We start from the raw sequence: 16932 nt of genomic DNA on the forward strand, positions 1-16932 counted from the left end.
AGCTAGAATGTATAAATAGTAGCGCTGGTTAATAGCGCTTCGGCGTCAATCCGCTCTTGCACGCACGCTTTTATATTCGCTTTGCTAAACACATAAATTCGGTCGTGTTTGTTGTTATCATCGCCGTATTCAAAGTCTTTTAATATCATGCTGACGTGCTCTCCTTCAGGTAACCCCCGAAGTCCTGCGCCAAATCGGCAAAATGTGCTACCAATGCTGGCTTCAAAATTAGCCAAAAATGAACGATAGGCTTGCTGACGACTTTCTTTTTGCTTAGCTAGTTTCGCTTGCCGCTCACCTTCTAATTGACGCACCTCTTCTTCGAGCTCTGCTGACTGTGCACTTATAGACGCTAAAGACGATTCAAGTTCCTGCATTTCTTTTTCAAGCGCTTCTTTTCTATCGTCATCAGCTTGTCTTAACTCAAAAGACATATCGCGCTTGCGGCGTTCTAGCTCGCGAGTTTCCCACGCTAATTCTCTAGAGCGAGAGCGGATATCACGAATTTGATCATTGTTATCTTCAAAAACCTCGGCAATTCGACGGCTTGCTTCGCCTGCGAAATCTTCCCATTCACGGCTTAGCTCAAAAACAATACCACCACCTTCTGGAGCAACCGGCGCTGCTGGAGGGGTTGGCATTCCTTCCACCATAGTTTCTATATCGTGGATCCAATCAGCACTTTTACCGCGTACAGACACAGTGAACACTGCCCCCTGCCCCGCTAGATAGCTGCTTTCTAGTCGCGATACTCGCCACCCTTTTGGGTTGGCGTTTTGGCGAAAAGCGGTATTCATAACGCCCGACATAATTTCCAATTCATCTGACAAAGACGCATAAGAAGTGGCATTACTTTGGGCAAAGGTTAACGTACTAATACTGGTTAGTAAGCAAAGAGATAATAGTCTTTTCATAAGGGCTACCTATTGGTTATTCGTCTTTCAAAGACACTGAGTTCGAGTTGGGAAGCACAGCGCTATACCCCATACCTATGCCATCAATTTCATCTTGTAATTTACTGAACTGACGGGCGTAAAATCGCTGATCATCAATGCGCTGATCGTTAATAAATTGAAGTAACTCAGCAAAGTCTTGCTTACGAGCCTCTCGACTAGAGGTCAATAAATACTGAGTGAGTTCGGCACTCGTTTGTTGTTGCTGTGCTGCAAGTGATTGTGCATATTCTTTAAACAACACTTGATTCGCTTCTTGGTACATTTCCCGCTGCTGTTTTACTTGCACACGTACTTGTTCTTCAACCAAGCTCGATAGCTGCTCGGCATCTACATTGCTTGGTGTTTGGGCTGTTAATAACTTCCCATTATCTTTATTGGGCAGACCCGTAAATACCAATACAATGGCAACCGCAGATAGTGCACAAGCCAGTGCGGGGAAGCCTTGCCACTGAAACCAACTCGATTTATTTTTTGCTGAAAATAGCTGTGTTTTATTCCAATCAGGTACTGGGGGTGCAACAAAATCACTGGCACTGCCTGCCAGGACACTGGCATTATCAGCCGCCGCGGCAAATACGCTATCTTGTGCGTATTTTTTAGAAAATATAGCTTTCTGTTCTTGGGTAAGGCTGTTATTTACCCACGCGATAATCAATGCTTCATTGGTATGGTCAGGTTGATTCATTTATTCCAACTCCAACTTTAATTTGGTTAGTGCGCTATACAAACGCGACTTGGCGGTATTAACCGAAATATCCATTTGCTCAGCAATTTCTTCAAAAGTGAACTGTCCAAAAAATTTCAGCTCCACCACAGCTTTTTGCGCCAAGGGCAAAGCTTGCATAGCTTGCGTTACCGCCCGACTCTGACGGTCGCTAGTAAGCTGCATTTCAGGACATGATGTTTCACATAAAGGCGCTGGAATATCATCAATATCGGTAAACGCTTTTCGTTTTCGGTACAGCTCCATACATCGACAATGGGCTATTCGATACAGCCAGCTTTTAAATGTGCCGTCGCCGCGATAGTTCGCTAGGCTTCGATAAACCGAGACAAAAATATCCTGCATCAAATCTGAGGCGTCATGGCTATTTCCGGTCATGCGGATACCGTATTGGTACATGGCCGTTTCATAGCGCGAAATAAGCGTGAACCAGGCTTTTCTGTTGCCCTTTAATGCTTGGTGTACGAGCTTTTCATCCCGTTTTGTGAACACTGCGTTCCCCGCGATATAGGTGTTTTTTATATTTCCTACTCATAGAGTCGAGGCAGTGGGCGAAAAAGTTTGAAACTTTTTCGCCAAAAACGTTATTTAAGGGTGGGAACAGGGAGAAGAGGAGAGATGATTTCGCCAATACGACGAAACAATTGCATACGCGTGGTGCCTGAACGCCACACTAAACCTATTTCTCTAAAGCCTTGCTCTTCGGCAGCAAAACTTTTTAAGTTGGTATGTGACAAAATAGATTGGTTAATGGCAAGTTCGGGTAAGAAGGTATAACCCATTTTACTGTTTGCTAACTGAACCAAAGTGTACAAGCTGCTGGCGGCTACAGAGCTTATTTGGTCGCTGTGCTGAAGGTTACATGCACTAACCGCGTGGCCAGTCATACAATGCTCTTGTTGCAGTAAGAAAATACTCTTCTTGGGTAAAGAAGAAATATCGACAGGATCGGGCAATTTGTCAGCCATTTCTTCATGGGCCACAAGATGGAAAGGGTCGTGCCCCAGTACCATTTGCTTACACCCTGGCGTTTCCATCGGTAACGCTAAAATAAGTAAGTCTAAACGCCCATCTATTAATTGCTGAAGTAGCTTTTCCGTAGTGTCTTCTTGCATCTCTACGTTGATGTCAGGCAAGAAGGCGTTAAATGCGCCCAGCATGCCTTCAAACAAAAATGGCGCGATGGTGGGAATGACACCTAGCTTCAGTGTACCCCGTTGCCAATTTCCTGCATTTTGTGCGTATTCCACCAGCTCACCGGCTTCTTGCAGCAGCAACTTGCTTCGTTCAACAATATCTAACCCCAATGAAGTAAACACAAAGGTCTTGTGTTCCCGCTCCAGCAACTGGCTACCAAAATGTTCTTCTAGGTTTTGAATTGCCGTGCTCAATGTAGATTGGCTTACATTACAGCGCTGGGCAGCGCGGTGAAAATGCTGCTCTTGATATAGGGTAACTAGGTAATGTAAGTGTTTGAGATTAGGCCACTTCATAACGACTCTTTACTGATTAGAAAATTAGGTTTTAATCTAGCACAAAGATTACAAAATACCCAATAAGAATACGGTTATGACCCTTTTATGAAATCGCTCTTGGTTATGATGTAAATCATGCTTTCAAGGTAGCAAGCGCGCAAATCAAGCGTTAGGATGAGGTATAAGAACGTATAGCGCCTCAATAGCTAAGGATTTCTATGGACAGTCATTTTACTAATATTTTATGTGTACTCAGTGACTCACATCGCCAAGACGATGTGGTGGCTCAGGCCATTCATATTGCAAAAAGCAATCAAGCATCACTAACCATTATGCTTACCTTAGAAGCCCTGCCCCCTAATGCAAATATGGTAATGGAGTCATTTGCTTATATCGACTCACACCAATCTATGGAGTCTCAGGCAAGAAATTGGCTTACCGAGCAGGAAGAAACCTGGTCGAAAGAGTACCCCCTGCAAACCGTGGTTAAAATTGGACACCCGCTGATTGATATTGTAACCGGCGTGCTAAGACACCATTACGACTTGGTTATTAAACGAAGCGAAGAAGGTTTTTTAGACCGTCTATTTGGCGGGTTAGATATTCGCCTATTTCGTAAATGCCCCTGCCCGGTTTGGGTATTAAGTAAGAAAAACCGTAGCCAATATAAAAACGTGGTGGCGGCACTCGATTTAAATTATCACTACCCTAAACACGAAATCTCAGTTCGCAAAAAGCTAAATTTAGATATATTACGCCATGCTGCCCGCATCGCCATGTTGGAGTTTGCACAGCTTCATATTGTGCATGTTTTTGATGCAGTCCCGGAGAACATCGTTCGGGATGGTTTTATTAGCGTAGATAACGACCAAATGGAAACCGATCTTGCAAAAATTCATGACGAAAGAGAGCAAGCCCTCGAGTCGCTATTAAGCGAATTAGAAAGTGAACTAGCCCCTGATATTATCGACTTCTTGCAACCTGAAAAGCATATTGTGCATGGTTATCCTCGTAGAGAGATAGCGGCTACCACAAAATCACTCAATACTGATGTTATTGTGATGGGTACCGTGGCCCGTATTGGCGTTCCAGGCTTTATTATGGGCGGTACGGCAGAGGAGACTATTCAACAACTTAACTGTGCGGTGGTAGGCATTAAACCCGAGGGATTTGACTCCCCCATCAAACTTGATAAATCTGAACAGGTTGAAGAGTAGCGAATACAAAAAGAGCGGACTTCCGCGCTATTCAAATATACGCGTTATAAAAAACAAAAACCGCGTTAAACGCGGTTTTTGTTTTCAAATCTTAATAGGCTATTAAACGCCGAAAGCTGCCTTCAGTGCGAAGAAGAAAATAATGGAAAGTATTGCGCCTGCAGGCAGGGTAACAATCCACGACACCACGATATTTCTAACAATACCAAGATTAAGTGCCGATACGCCTCGAGCCAAACCTACACCTAATACCGCGCCTACTAGGGTTTGCGTGGTAGAAATAGGTAAGCCAGTACCTGATGCTATTACAACCGTAGTAGCTGCTGCTAATTCAGCGGCAAAGCCACGACTTGGCGTAAGGTGAGTAATACCTTGGCCGATAGTTTTAATAACGCGATGACCGAATATAGCTAAACCAAGCACAATACCCAAACCACCAAGCGGTAAAATCCACCACGCTAGGTTGGCACTGGCATTAATTTCACCGCCAGAAGTCACCACACTCACTACCGCAGCCAAAGGCCCAATAGCGTTAGCAACATCATTTGAACCATGCGCAAATGCCATACAACAGGCAGTAACAACCATGAGTAAGGCGAACACTTTTTCCACATTGGCAGCTTGTAAATCAGCGTCTTCTGAACCGCTGAACTTCATGCGACCAATAAACCACTTACCAATTATGGCTAATATAATAGCGATAATCACAGCCAATATATAACCGTTCACGGCGCTCATTTCTAAGCCTACGTGTTTAAGCCCTTTTTTAATGGTAACTAGCGACATAATGAAGCCTGCTAGTGCCATATAGAACGGAACGTAACGCTTGGCATTTTCAAACGGAGATTTGGTTTCAAAGATAAGTTTATGGGCACTCATGAAAATGAGGTATGCAATAATGCCCGAAATAGCTGGCGTCACTACCCAACTACCAACAATGCCGCCTACTTTGCCCCATGCTACCGCGTCCATACTAACGCCAGTTGCGGTAAAACCGATAATAGCGCCAATAATAGAATGCGTAGTAGATACAGGCCATCCTAGCCAAGATGCAAAGGCTAACCATATACCTGCTGCAAACAGAGACGAAATCATACCGAGTACGAGGTACTCAGGAATAGCAGAAAAATACTCTGGATCAATAATACCCTTGCGAATGGTAGAGGTTACTTCCCCACCCGCTAAGTATGCTCCGGCGAACTCAAAAATCATGGCAATAACAATTGCCTGTTTTATTGTTAACGCTTTAGAACCAACAGATGTTCCCATTGCATTGGCGACGTCATTTGCACCAATACCCCAAGCCATAATGAAGCCGACACCGGCAGCAAGGAGAATAAGAATGAGACCATAACTCTCGAAAAATTCCACGGATAACCGCTCCTGATCTTTACGCGATTTAAGCTAGCTACTGCCACATCACCCGACAAATGTGCGGCTATGACGTAGACAAAAATGATAGTTACACGGCAAAACGATTCTTAGCAAAGGCTTAGATTATTTTTTGCACGAATTATACTTTGCTGCGGCGCATGATAGCGTAATCGTCTGCAGAGCCATAGTGAAAATCTACGAAAAAACAGAAAACGCAACGGAATTAAATTCATACGATGATAATTTGGGCAAGTGTTGCGGTTTTGTGACAGTTTTTGAGCATTTTTTAACTCAAATCTTCTAACTTTTGATGAATGTTTTCTAGCGGCGTATGCCTTACATCCGTCCCCCTGGTTAAATAAACTACGTATTCGCACACGTTTTTACACCTATCTCCAATCCGCTCTAAGGAACGCATGGCCCACAACACGTCTAGCCAGTCTTGCATATCTTCTGTGGTTTTTTCCATTTCTGTGGTGGTGTAGGTAAGCAGGCGTTTATATTCGCTGTCTATTCGGTTGTCTTGTTTATACACCGCCAAGGCTGCACTTTCATCCTGACGCGCAAACGCATCGAACGTACCCCGCATCATCGCCGCTACACGTTCGCCGATTAACAACATGCTGCTTTTAATAGTGTCAGAGCTGGGTAATTTATTACGGGTGACCAGCTTAGCGATACGTTCTATTTCGTCGCCCATTCTTTCAATGTCGGTGATGGCTTTAGAAATGGTCATGATTAAGCGCAGATCGCTTGCCGTAGGATGGCGCTTGGCGATAATTCGAATACATTCTTCATCTATCTGGATTTCCATAGAGTTAATCTTAAGGTCATTCAACACCACTTTTTCTGCCAAGCCAGGGTGGTTTAATTTAAGCGCTTTTAAGGTATCTAATAATTGCTGTTCTACTTCGCCGCCCATGGTTAATACCGAGTTTCTTAAATTTTCCAACTCAATATTAAAGGTTCCGGAAATATGGGTATTCAGTGCAACCTGACGCATTGTATGGCTCCTATTCGCAACTGCTGATTTTGTTAATTAGCCGTAGCGGCCAGTAATATAATCTTCAGTCTGTTTCTTCTCTGGCATAGTGAATAGCGAATCGCTGTCTGCATATTCAACCAATCGCCCTTGATGAAAGAACGCCGTGTAATCTGAAACTCGAGAGGCTTGCTGCATATTGTGGGTAACAATCACGATGGTACAACGCTTCTTAAGCTCAGCCATCAACTCCTCAATAAATAAGGTCGTTAATGGGTCTAGCGCTGAGGTAGGCTCGTCTAACAACAAAATATCAGGTTTGAGTGCTAGCGCTCTGGCAATAACAAGGCGCTGTTGCTGACCACCGGATAATGCATTTGCCGACTCAAACAACCTGTCTTTAACTTCATCCCATAACGCTGCTTCTTTTAATGCGCTTTCTACCGCATCGTCAAGGTGGCGACGAGTTTTAATGCCTTGCAGACGAAGCCCGTAACAAACGTTATCGTAAATACTCATGGGAAAAGGATTAGGCCGCTGGAATACCATACCTACTTGGGTACGCAGGCGCGACACGTTCACCTTTTTACTATTGATGTTGCGACCACCAATATTAATTTCACCCTCGTATTTGCAGCCATCGTACAAATCGTTAAGCCTATTGAAGCAATTAACCAAGGTAGATTTCCCGCACCCACTTTGCCCGATTAATGCGGTGATTTTGTTTTTTGGAATACGCATAGAAATGTCGTTAAGCACATGCTTATTTCCAAACCATAAATTAAGGTTACGCACATCGATAGCCGTGGTGTCATCAGTGATGTCAGCCACGTTGAGCGTATTGCGTTCAAACAACTTCAGCATGTAAAAGGTTACCCTTGTAAATAGCGCTTTCTTAACCGCGTTCTTAGTATAACTGCCAGCACATTCAATACAAATACCACTAATAGCAGTAGCAAGCAGGCGGCAAACATCATTGAAGAATTCTTCGCATCAGTATGACTATGAAAAGCGCCATCATAAATAAGTACGCCCAAATGCATGAATTGCCGGTCTAAATGCAGATACGGAAATTCTCCATCTATAGGTAGCGTAGGAGCAAATTTCACCGCGCCAACCAGCATTAGGGGCGCGACTTCGCCTGCCGCCCTAGCGATTGCCAATATGACGCCTGTCATTATTCCGGGTGACGCAATGGGAAGAATGGTTTTAGCGATAGTTTCTACCTTAGTGGCGCCAAGGGCATAACTTCCCCGTTTTAACCCTTCTGGTACCCGCCGCAAGCCTTCTTCGGTGGCAACAATAACAACTGGCAAGGTTAAGATAGCCATGGTTAAACTTGCCCAGAACACACCTGGGGTTCCCATAGTGGGCGCTGGCAATTTATCAGCAAAGAAAAGTGCATCTATATTGCCGCCCAAGGTATAAACAAAAAAGCCTAAACCAAAAACCCCATAAACAATGGAAGGTACGCCTGCCATATTGCTAACGCTTATTCTTATGGCGGTGGTAAACGGCGTATCAGGAGCGTATTCACTTAAATAAATAGCCGCAAGTACGCCAAAAGGCGTCACTATAATGGTCATCAAAAATACCATTAGCACGGTGCCAAATAGTGCGGGATATACCCCGCCAGACGTATTCGCCTGTTTCGGAGAATCAGTAAGGAAGGTAGCAATACGACTAAATGCCACCTGCCATTTTTCAAAATAGCTAAGCTGGCTTACATAATCGACGCTTTTAATTTCCGACACCCGAATAGCGTACGCTTGCGCATTGGCAAAAGTAACGCTGAGTTCGTACTCGTCTCGCTCTTCCTCCAAATGAATAACTTCATGCTGCCAACGTTCAAACTGAGTCTCTAAACGTTCTCTTGCCGGTGCATTTTGATCAACACCTTTGCTATCTAATGATGCCAAAGATTCGTGAATGGGCGATAGTCGCTCGCTCCTAATTTTTTCGATTTGAGCACTAAGTGCCGATACTCTGTTTTGAATATCTGAAAACAGCGACAAGTCTTCCCGTCGGCTGTCTGGTGTGGATAAAAACTCTGGCTGTCCCAAAACAAAGCGACCATCTTTTGTTTTTATTTCGGCACTACCGTAGGCAAGTTCTTTGTTAATAATATCCGTACTGGCCAACTGCATTTGTGAGCCGTAAGGGCTTTGCTCGTCAGCAAAGTGAACTTGATATATTTGCTCTTCTTCATCAGCCATATAAAGCTGAGCGAACATTTTATGTTCGGTTTTAGCACTTTCATTGGCTCCGGTGACCTTATAAGTCACATCATAAATGGGCTCTGGCCAAAAATACGCACCACCACGAAAGGTAATAAGGAACAACACACTCACCAAAGCAATTAACAGCAAGCTAGTAAAAAACGCCGTTAACGATATCACTAGCGACTGGCGATGAACGGCGTTAAAGCCATTGAACATATTATTCATAATAAGATCTACTGCGTAAGCGTTGACGAGTAAATTCAGCAATCGTATTTACAACAAACGTGAAAACAAACAGTATGCCAGCGGTAAAGAACAGAATTTGATAATGCGCAGATGACACATCTGCTTCGGGTAATTCTATGGCTAAGTTGGCCGTTAATGCCCGTAAGCCCTCAATTAAGCCCCAGCTAGATATTGGGGTATTTCCCGTCACCATAAGCACAATCATGGTTTCCCCGAACGCGCGACCAAAACCCAGCATAATCGCCGCCATAATGCCCGGAAACGCGACATGCAGCACTATATATTTAAGGGTTTGAAGACGCGTGGCGCCCAACGCAAATGATGCATGCTTTAACTCATCGGGCACGCCCCCAATGGCATCTTCAGCAATAGAGTAAATACTCGGTGAAATTGCCACACCTAAGGCTATCGCCACCACTATTGTCGTTTTTCCTATAGGGCTATCAGACTCAGCGGCTAGCATGTCAAAACCATCTACATTAATTAAGCTAAAGAACCACTCTGGCGCCCATACCACACTTATGAAACCCAATATGAATACGCCAAGTAAGGCAAATCCCAATTCAGCACCGCGTCGAAGTTTAGCCGGTAGGCGGTCGGCAACAGGGCGCTGAACAAAGGCCACGGCAATGAGTACAAATGGAACAACAATAAGAAAAAAAGCAAAAGAGAATAGAAACTGTTCGGCCATGGGGGCAAGCCAAATGGCCGCGATAAAACCAATAAGCACACTGGGAACAGCTTCTAACATTTCGATGGCGGGCTTTAGCGCATGACGAAGTCGTTCTTTAGCAAAAAAAGCGGTGTATATCGCTGCACCTATTGCTACGGGTATGGCAATAAATAAAGCCAGTAGCGACGCTTTCAAGCTACCTATAATTAACGGCGTAAGGCTAAACTTGGCCTCTTGGAAATCGGTGGCGTTTGTGGTTTGCCACACCGTATCTGCTTCGGTATATCCCTCATAATGTTGCGGCGCAAATAGCGATCGCCACGTAGTAATACCGCTTAAATTATTCGCCCGCCAAATGTAAATAGAATCATCGTTATAACCGTAAAGACGGTTGCCAAACCAAGAGATAGATTGCATGGGCTCTGGTAAATCAATTGTCGTAACCACTTCACCTGATACTCGGTTTATAAATAAAAGGCGTCGTTTATCGGTAAGCGCTGCCACCACATTAATACTGGCATGCTCTTTTATATCAATTAGCCGTTCGTCCGCGTTCAAAAGGAACTGGTAGGTTTCAATGAAATCGAGCGTGTTCGCATCGCGATGTAATACCCAGCGGGTAACTTGGTTAGTGCCATCCTGTAAGAAAAACGTTCTGTCTTTCTCTAAAGATAAAATAGCAATGTCATTACGGCTGAGTTTCTCAAAAGACGCTAACAGTGAGAGCTGTGATTCATCCTCGAAAAGACGTGAAAGGAACAAGTGTGCTTCTTTTTCTACCAACATCATTTGTGCACCAGGCAACAAATGTATTTTATCAACATTGGCAAAGAACTTATCAATCATTTGCGTGGGGTTAAGCTGGTTCACCCAGCGAATAAAAGTACCCGATGGTGTATGTAGCGCTATTGCCGCCCACTTAGATGAAAATGCAAATTGCCAAGACGTAGTTTGTGACCAATACTCGCCCGGTAAAGCAAAAGATATTGTAGAGGACACAAGGCTTGAGGGTTGAGCTAAAGGATCTGAATTATTCGCAATTAATACACTTCGATACGCTAACGATCTGACGGGCACCACCCGAACTTGCCCGCCAGCAGAAATATCCACAATTGCATTTTCGCCCATTAAAGAGGTCGTCGCCAATTGATGATCACAAGGGCGAATGTAGTCGTGATGCTTAGCGAAATCGTGACGTTTGTAGCCATATAAGCTTAAACGGCAATCTTCACCGTTAGTTACCACTAATTGACCGCCAAGCAAATCTCCAGCGCTTTCTACTTGGCTACCTTCGGGTAATGCAAGCTGGTGCTCTTTCTCAATATTAGGCACTAACGCCAGAGGTAAAGCCTGACTAACAAGGTGCGAAATTAAGATAACCAGCGTCAGCAATACCAACCCACCAAAGCCGGTGACGATATATCGCCCCCACTTATCATTGCGCTGGCGTTTTTTATTGATGCTATCGCTGTAGGAAGTCATTCTTATTTAATAATATTATCAGGTGTAAATTACACTGGTGAGCAGTGTAAGTTTTGTTATGCTAATAGCAAGCGAAAACTTTTGGATTAGTTCCGGCGAATAACGCCTAAAGTATGCAGCCTCAAACACTGTTGTTATCAAGGTTTATTAACAATACTAACCAGTAGCGCTTTTACAGTGTGGCTTATGGTATTACCGTAAAACCACAGTAGCAAACGTATTTCTACAGATTCTGGAATAGGAGTTTCTCATGCAATCGCTCATTATTAGTATTATGGGTAAAGACAAGCCTGGTTTGGTTGATACGCTAGCTAAGTGCATCTACAAGCACAAAGGTAATTGGCAAGGCTCTAGCTTTGCACATATGGCAGGCATGTTTACCGGCTTTGTTGAAGTACACGTCCCAGCTGACGAAAACGAAAAACTTGTCGACGCGCTAAATGCCATTTCCGATTTATCGGTCCAGTCTGTGGCAGTGAATACATCACCCAATTCATTAACCAATCAACTTACCGTTGATGTGATGGGCAACGACAAAGCCGGCATAGTGCAAGAGTTAACCTCGGTGCTAAACCAATTTAACCTGAACATTCTTAACTTTTCATCACGCTGCGAGAGCGCACCTAACTGGGGAAGTTTAATATTCAAAGCCAATGCCGTTATTGCGGTACCTGAAGGGTTTGATGACGATGCGTTACAAGACGCCCTTGAATCGTTGTCGAACGACTTGGTAGTGGATATACAGGCCAAGCAATAAGGCCCTAGCGACACAGAAAGGTTTCAAATCACCTCGTTGAGGTAAAGGACTACGAATTAACCCTATTATATCTAAGGGTTGTCACAGTAATGTCATTGACTGATGTCAGTCTTTGGCCATTTTAAGAAGTGAAAAAACGATAAATTATGGATAACCCAGAACTATATTATCCCAAAGAACTTAGCTGGTTAGCATTTAATGAAAGGGTTTTGCAGGAAGCTGCAGATAAGAACAACCCTGTAGTAGAACGTATTCGTTTTTTAGGTATTTACTCCAACAACCTTGACGAATTTTATCGTGTTCGTGCTGCTGACGTAAAACGCCAAATAACCATTGCCCAAAATGATGGCAACGAAGAAGAAGCGGAAAAGCAAACCGCGCTAATGGCGATTATTCAGCAAAAGGTTGTTCAGCTTTCCGACAAGTTCGACCATATTCATAAAGACGTTTTAAAAGCGCTCGCGCGATACAATATTCATATTCTGCAAAAGCATGAATTAAACGAGTATCAAAAGCAGTGGGTACGTAACTTCTTCGTCAATAAGGTGCTTCGCCATATAGCCCCTATCATTATTGACAAGAAAATGGACTTGTTAAGCCGTTTAAATGGCACATCTGTTTATTTGTATGTCGCGCTGCGCCGTAAAGACCGCAACACGCGCTATGCGGTTATTCAGGTGCCTACGTCTGAAATGTCTCGCTTTATGCTTATTCCGCCGGAAAAGAGTCGAAAGAAAAAGCATATTATTATGCTCGATGACATGATTCAGCTTAGCTTGGAAGACATTTTCCGCGGCTTTGTTAAATTTGACGAAGTCGAGTCATTTTCATTCAAGATGACCCGAGACGCCGAATACTCTATCAATGACGAGATTGACGAAAGTTATGTAGAAAAAATGTCTGAGAGCATGAAACAGCGCTTAATTGCCGAGCCTGTTCGGGTTATTTACGACAACGATATGCCTGAAGATATGATGCAGGATTTACGTAAGCGTTTACGTATAACAAAACTCGATACCATGCATGCTGCAGGGCACTATCGTAACTTTAAAGATTTCATTGGCTTTCCAAACGTGGGCCGCGAATATTTAGAGCATGCTCCGCTGCCGGCTATCGACAGCAATGCTTTTTCCAAATTTAATACGGTATTCGATGCCATTACCGCCCACGATATTCTACTGTATTACCCATATCACCGATTCTTACATGTTACCGAATTTGTCCGCCAAGCAGCATTCGACCCTAGCGTAAAATCTATTCGCATTAATATTTATCGTGTGGCCAGTAACTCTCGCATTATCAACTCGCTCATTGATGCCGTTGATAACGGTAAAAAGGTGACCGTAGTGGTAGAACTGCGCGCTCGCTTTGATGAAGAGGCCAACATTGAATGGTCTAAACGCATGACCGATGCGGGTATTCGCGTAGTGCTCGGCGTGCCAACCTTAAAAATTCACTCGAAGCTTTGCGTGATCACCCGCGAAGAACGTGGCGCGATGATTAACTATGCGCATTTTGGTACGGGTAACTTCAACGAAAAAACCGCAAAAATCTATACCGATTACAGTTTATTCACTCGAAACCAAGAATTGGCCAATGAAGCGGTGGCAGTATTTGACCTTATTCAATACCCTTTCCGCCGGTATAAATTTCAGCATTTGCAGATTTCACCGTTAAACGCGAGAACCCGAATTCAGTCACTTATTCGTCAAGAAATTCAGCATTTAAAAGAAGGCCGTCCTGCGCAAATTACCTTTAAGATTAATAACCTTGTTGATAAGGAATTAATGGATGATTTGTATCGGGCCAGTCAAGCAGGGGTGAAAATTCGCGGTATTGTTCGCGGGATGTGTTCCATAATACCTGGCTTAAAAGGTATTAGCGAAAACATTGAAATCATCTCTATTGTCGATAGGTTCTTAGAGCACCCTAGGGTGATGGTATTTGAAGGCGGCGGTGAGAGAAAAGTGTTTATTTCTTCTGCTGACTGGATGACCCGCAATATGGACAACCGCATAGAAGTAGGCTGCCCTATTTACGATAAAAACCTGCAACAGCGCATTGTCGATATTATGGATATACAATTCCGTGATACGCTTAAAGCGAGAGTGATTGACAAGGAACAAAGCAACAAGTACGTTGCTCGAGGCAATCGCAAGAAATTACGTTCACAAATAGAGATTTACGACTATCTTGTGAAAGAAGAAGAAAAAGAAGCAGGAAAATAAAACCTTAAATGACTCAGCATGAAATGACTCAGCATGAATCCGTTTTTGATACCGTTGAAAGCCGTGAGGTTAATAAAGTAGCCGCGTTAGATATTGGCTCGAATAGCTTTCACCTTGTGGTAGCGCGTATTGTTGCTGGGTCTGTCCAAATTCTGCATCGCGTTAAACAAAAAGTAAGGTTAGCTGAGGGGTTGGACGACGACAATATTTTGTCTGATGAAGCCATGGAACGTGGTTTAAAGATGCTACGTATTGTGGCTGAAAGTCTACGCGGTTTCGAACCCGACTCGGTTCGTATTGTGGCCACACACACTCTGCGCAAAGCCAAAAACGCCCACCACTTCATTAATGCCGCGAAAGATATTCTGCCCTACCCTGTAGAAGTAATTTCAGGCGTGGAGGAAGCCCGCCTGATTTACTCTGGCGTAGCACATACTAACCATGCTGATGGACAGCAGTTAGTGGTGGATATCGGTGGGGGCTCAACAGAATTTGTGATTGGCGAGGGCTTCAACCCGCTTATTTGCCGTAGTTTGCAAATGGGCTGTGTTAGCTACACTAAGCGATTCTTCCCAGACGGGTCATTAAAAAACAAATCTTTTGAGCTGGCCATTACTGCGGCTGAACAAGAGCTGGAATTTATTCAAGATAAGTACCGCAAGCTGGGTTGGGTACAATGTGTTGGTACGTCGGGCACAATTCGCTCGTTGTTCACTTTATGCCAACAAGATAGACCCAACGACCACGATATACCCGTTACGCTCAAGAGTCTGCGTAACTTAATGAAGCAGTTTATTAGTGCAGGTCATATCGACAAACTTAACTACCCTGATTTAACCGAAGACAGACGCGTGGTTATTGCCGGCGGTTTGGCTATATTAGTGGCAGTATTTAAAGCGCTAGAAATAGACACTTTGGTTTATTCCCCTGCCGCATTACGCGAAGGCGTGATTTACCAGATGGAAGATGAGCTGCATCATGCCGATATACGCGGCAGAACAGCTAGCAGCTTAGCTACCCGCTACGATGTTGATACCGCGCAAGCTACGCTTGTGCTTAACACGTCACTTAACCTCTTTAGCCATGCTGAAAAAGCCTGGAAGCTTAAACACCACGACTTTAAAAGCATGTTGGGTTGGGCGGCGTTGTTGCATGAAGTGGGCATTCAAATTAACTCGCGCGGTGTGCAGCGCCACAGTGCCTATATTCTCGCTAACGTAGATATGCCTGGGTTTACGCAAGAACAACAAGAATTATTGGCCACCCTAGTACGTTTTCATAGAAAGAAAGTGCGGGCTAACGATTTTCCCAACTTTAACTTGTACGATTTAGCGGCCGTTAAAAAGCTTATCGCTTTATTACGTATTGGCGCGTTGCTCAATATCAAACGCCAAGAAGGCTTCTTGCCGGATATAGAGATTGATGCAGATAAGAACGGCTTAAGCCTTACTTTTCCTAAAGATTGGTTGGAAGAAAAACCAATTTTGGCAGCAGACTTGGTTCGAGAAAGTGCGTATTGGAAGGCGCTAGACTTAACCCTTTCTATTAAATAAGCCGGTTAGTGAGCAACAGAAAAGGGAGCATTAATGCTCCCTTTTTACGTTTTTATGTCAACGTATTTTAGGACGGGACATAATTAATAAAAAAGGGGCGCTTACAAGCGCCCCCTTTTAAACAATAAAACTTATGCTTTTGAAGCTTGGTAAATGCCTTCAATCGCTCCATCTAATGTAGCTGCAAACTCGTCATCAGACTGTTTGTCAGAAACACCTTCAGTTAGCGCTCTTGAGAAACTTGCGATAATACCTTGGTTTTCTGAAAGCTTCGCATTAGCTTCTTCACGGTTGTAACCGCCAGATAATGCTACCACTTTAAGTACACGAGGATGATCAACAAGCTCTTTATAGAAGTTAGCTTCATTAGGCAGTGTAAGCTTTAACATCACTTCTTGGCCTTCGTTCAACAAATTAAGCTGAGTTAGAATTTCAAGTTTAAGCAGTGCTTCTGCTTCCGCTTTTTGAGGGCTATGAATATCTACTTCTGGTTCAATGATAGGCACTAAACCTGCTGCGATAATTTGCTTACCCACTTCAAACTGCTGCTCTACCACATCTTTGATACCTTGATGATTTGCCAGTTTAACCACTGAACGCATCTTGGTACCAAAAACATCTTGAGCAACGGCTTTCGCCAGTAACGCATCTAGACCAACAATCGGCTTCATTACCTGTACACCGTTGCTCTCTTCAACAAGCCCTTTATCCACTTTCAAGAAAGGAATAACGCGCTTCTTCTGCCACAAGTAATGCGCAGTAGACATACCTTCAATTTCACGGTCTAGGGTATTTTCAAATAAAATAGCGCCTAAAACCCGCTCGCCACTGAAAGGGGTGCTGGTGATAATACGTGTACGCATTTGGTGAACAAGGTTAAACATTTCTTCGTCAGAACTGTATTCTGACTCTTCAATGCCGTATAAACGTAGCGCTTTTGGTGTACTACCGCCGCTTTGATCTAAAGCTGCAATAAAACCAACCTGCGTTTTAAGTTTATCTAGCATGGCCTGCTGTGCTTGTGATGCCATTGCAACACTCCT

14 protein-coding genes are annotated in these 16932 nt (G+C 43.8%); 4 read left to right on the top strand and 10 right to left on the bottom strand.

Annotated elements, in window-relative coordinates; translation table 11 throughout:
• Positions 1 to 2 precede the first annotated feature (2 nt).
• The 4 genes from AMBT_RS14100 to AMBT_RS14115 all read right to left on the bottom strand — a co-directional run bounded on the left by AMBT_RS14100 (position 3) and on the right by AMBT_RS14115 (position 3173).
• Positions 3 to 914 (bottom strand): hypothetical protein, encoded by a 912-nt coding sequence (locus AMBT_RS14100; protein WP_013785305.1) that lies wholly within the window; start codon positions 912 to 914, stop codon positions 3 to 5.
• A 16-nt stretch (positions 915 to 930) separates the two neighbouring features.
• Positions 931 to 1641: a hypothetical protein gene (locus tag AMBT_RS14105; protein ID WP_013785306.1), complete on the bottom strand. Its 711-nt coding sequence runs from the start codon at positions 1639 to 1641 to the stop codon at positions 931 to 933.
• A complete protein-coding gene (locus AMBT_RS14110) occupies positions 1642 to 2172 on the bottom strand; it encodes an RNA polymerase sigma factor (RefSeq protein ID WP_013785307.1) in 531 nt (176 codons plus the stop codon).
• A gap of 92 nt (positions 2173 to 2264) precedes the next feature.
• Positions 2265 to 3173 (bottom strand): hydrogen peroxide-inducible genes activator, encoded by a 909-nt coding sequence (locus AMBT_RS14115; RefSeq protein WP_013785308.1) that lies wholly within the window; start codon positions 3171 to 3173, stop codon positions 2265 to 2267.
• Positions 3174 to 3373: 200 nt separating this feature from the next.
• Here AMBT_RS14115 and AMBT_RS14120 point away from each other — a divergent pair, with 200 nt between their 5' ends.
• Positions 3374 to 4372: a universal stress protein gene (locus AMBT_RS14120; RefSeq protein WP_013785309.1), complete on the top strand. Its 999-nt coding sequence runs from the start codon at positions 3374 to 3376 to the stop codon at positions 4370 to 4372.
• Positions 4373 to 4474: 102 nt separating this feature from the next.
• Here the strand turns inward: AMBT_RS14120 and AMBT_RS14125 are convergent, their stop codons facing one another.
• The 5 genes from AMBT_RS14125 to AMBT_RS14145 all read right to left on the bottom strand — a co-directional run bounded on the left by AMBT_RS14125 (position 4475) and on the right by AMBT_RS14145 (position 11351).
• Entirely contained in the window at positions 4475 to 5743 is a 1269-nt protein-coding gene (locus tag AMBT_RS14125; RefSeq protein ID WP_013785310.1) for an inorganic phosphate transporter, read from the bottom strand.
• A gap of 289 nt (positions 5744 to 6032) precedes the next feature.
• Positions 6033 to 6749 carry a phosphate signaling complex protein PhoU gene (phoU, locus tag AMBT_RS14130; protein ID WP_013785311.1) on the bottom strand — a complete coding sequence of 239 codons (717 nt, stop codon included), beginning with the start codon at positions 6747 to 6749 and terminating at the stop codon, positions 6033 to 6035.
• 36 nt (positions 6750 to 6785) lie between these two features.
• Positions 6786 to 7592 (bottom strand): phosphate ABC transporter ATP-binding protein PstB, encoded by an 807-nt coding sequence (pstB, locus tag AMBT_RS14135; protein WP_013785312.1) that lies wholly within the window; start codon positions 7590 to 7592, stop codon positions 6786 to 6788.
• 8 nt (positions 7593 to 7600) lie between these two features.
• On the bottom strand, positions 7601 to 9175 hold the full coding sequence (gene pstA, locus AMBT_RS14140) for a phosphate ABC transporter permease PstA (protein ID WP_013785313.1): 1575 nt from the start codon (positions 9173 to 9175) through the stop codon (positions 7601 to 7603).
• Positions 9168 to 11351, bottom strand: coding sequence for an ABC transporter permease subunit (locus AMBT_RS14145; protein ID WP_013785314.1), 2184 nt, complete (start codon positions 11349 to 11351; stop codon positions 9168 to 9170). The genes pstA and AMBT_RS14145 overlap by 8 nt, the downstream gene beginning before the upstream one ends.
• Before the next feature lie 250 nt (positions 11352 to 11601).
• On the opposite strand from AMBT_RS14145, the gene AMBT_RS14150 reads away from it, so the two are divergent.
• From AMBT_RS14150 to ppx, 3 genes are all read left to right on the top strand, one after another.
• A complete protein-coding gene (locus AMBT_RS14150) occupies positions 11602 to 12108 on the top strand; it encodes a glycine cleavage system transcriptional repressor (RefSeq protein ID WP_013785315.1) in 507 nt (168 codons plus the stop codon).
• A gap of 146 nt (positions 12109 to 12254) precedes the next feature.
• On the top strand, positions 12255 to 14336 hold the full coding sequence (gene ppk1 / locus AMBT_RS14155) for a polyphosphate kinase 1 (protein WP_013785316.1): 2082 nt from the start codon (positions 12255 to 12257) through the stop codon (positions 14334 to 14336).
• 23 nt (positions 14337 to 14359) lie between these two features.
• A complete protein-coding gene (ppx, locus tag AMBT_RS14160) occupies positions 14360 to 15889 on the top strand; it encodes an exopolyphosphatase (RefSeq protein WP_041453025.1) in 1530 nt (509 codons plus the stop codon).
• 131 nt (positions 15890 to 16020) lie between these two features.
• Here ppx and AMBT_RS14165 read toward each other — a convergent pair whose 3' ends face one another.
• Positions 16021 to 16920 (bottom strand): fructose bisphosphate aldolase, encoded by a 900-nt coding sequence (locus tag AMBT_RS14165; protein ID WP_013785318.1) that lies wholly within the window; start codon positions 16918 to 16920, stop codon positions 16021 to 16023.
• Between the last annotated feature and the right edge of the window lie 12 nt (positions 16921 to 16932).

This window comes from Alteromonas naphthalenivorans (assembly GCF_000213655.1).
GTDB classification, from domain to species: Bacteria; Pseudomonadota; Gammaproteobacteria; order Enterobacterales; family Alteromonadaceae; genus Alteromonas; species Alteromonas naphthalenivorans.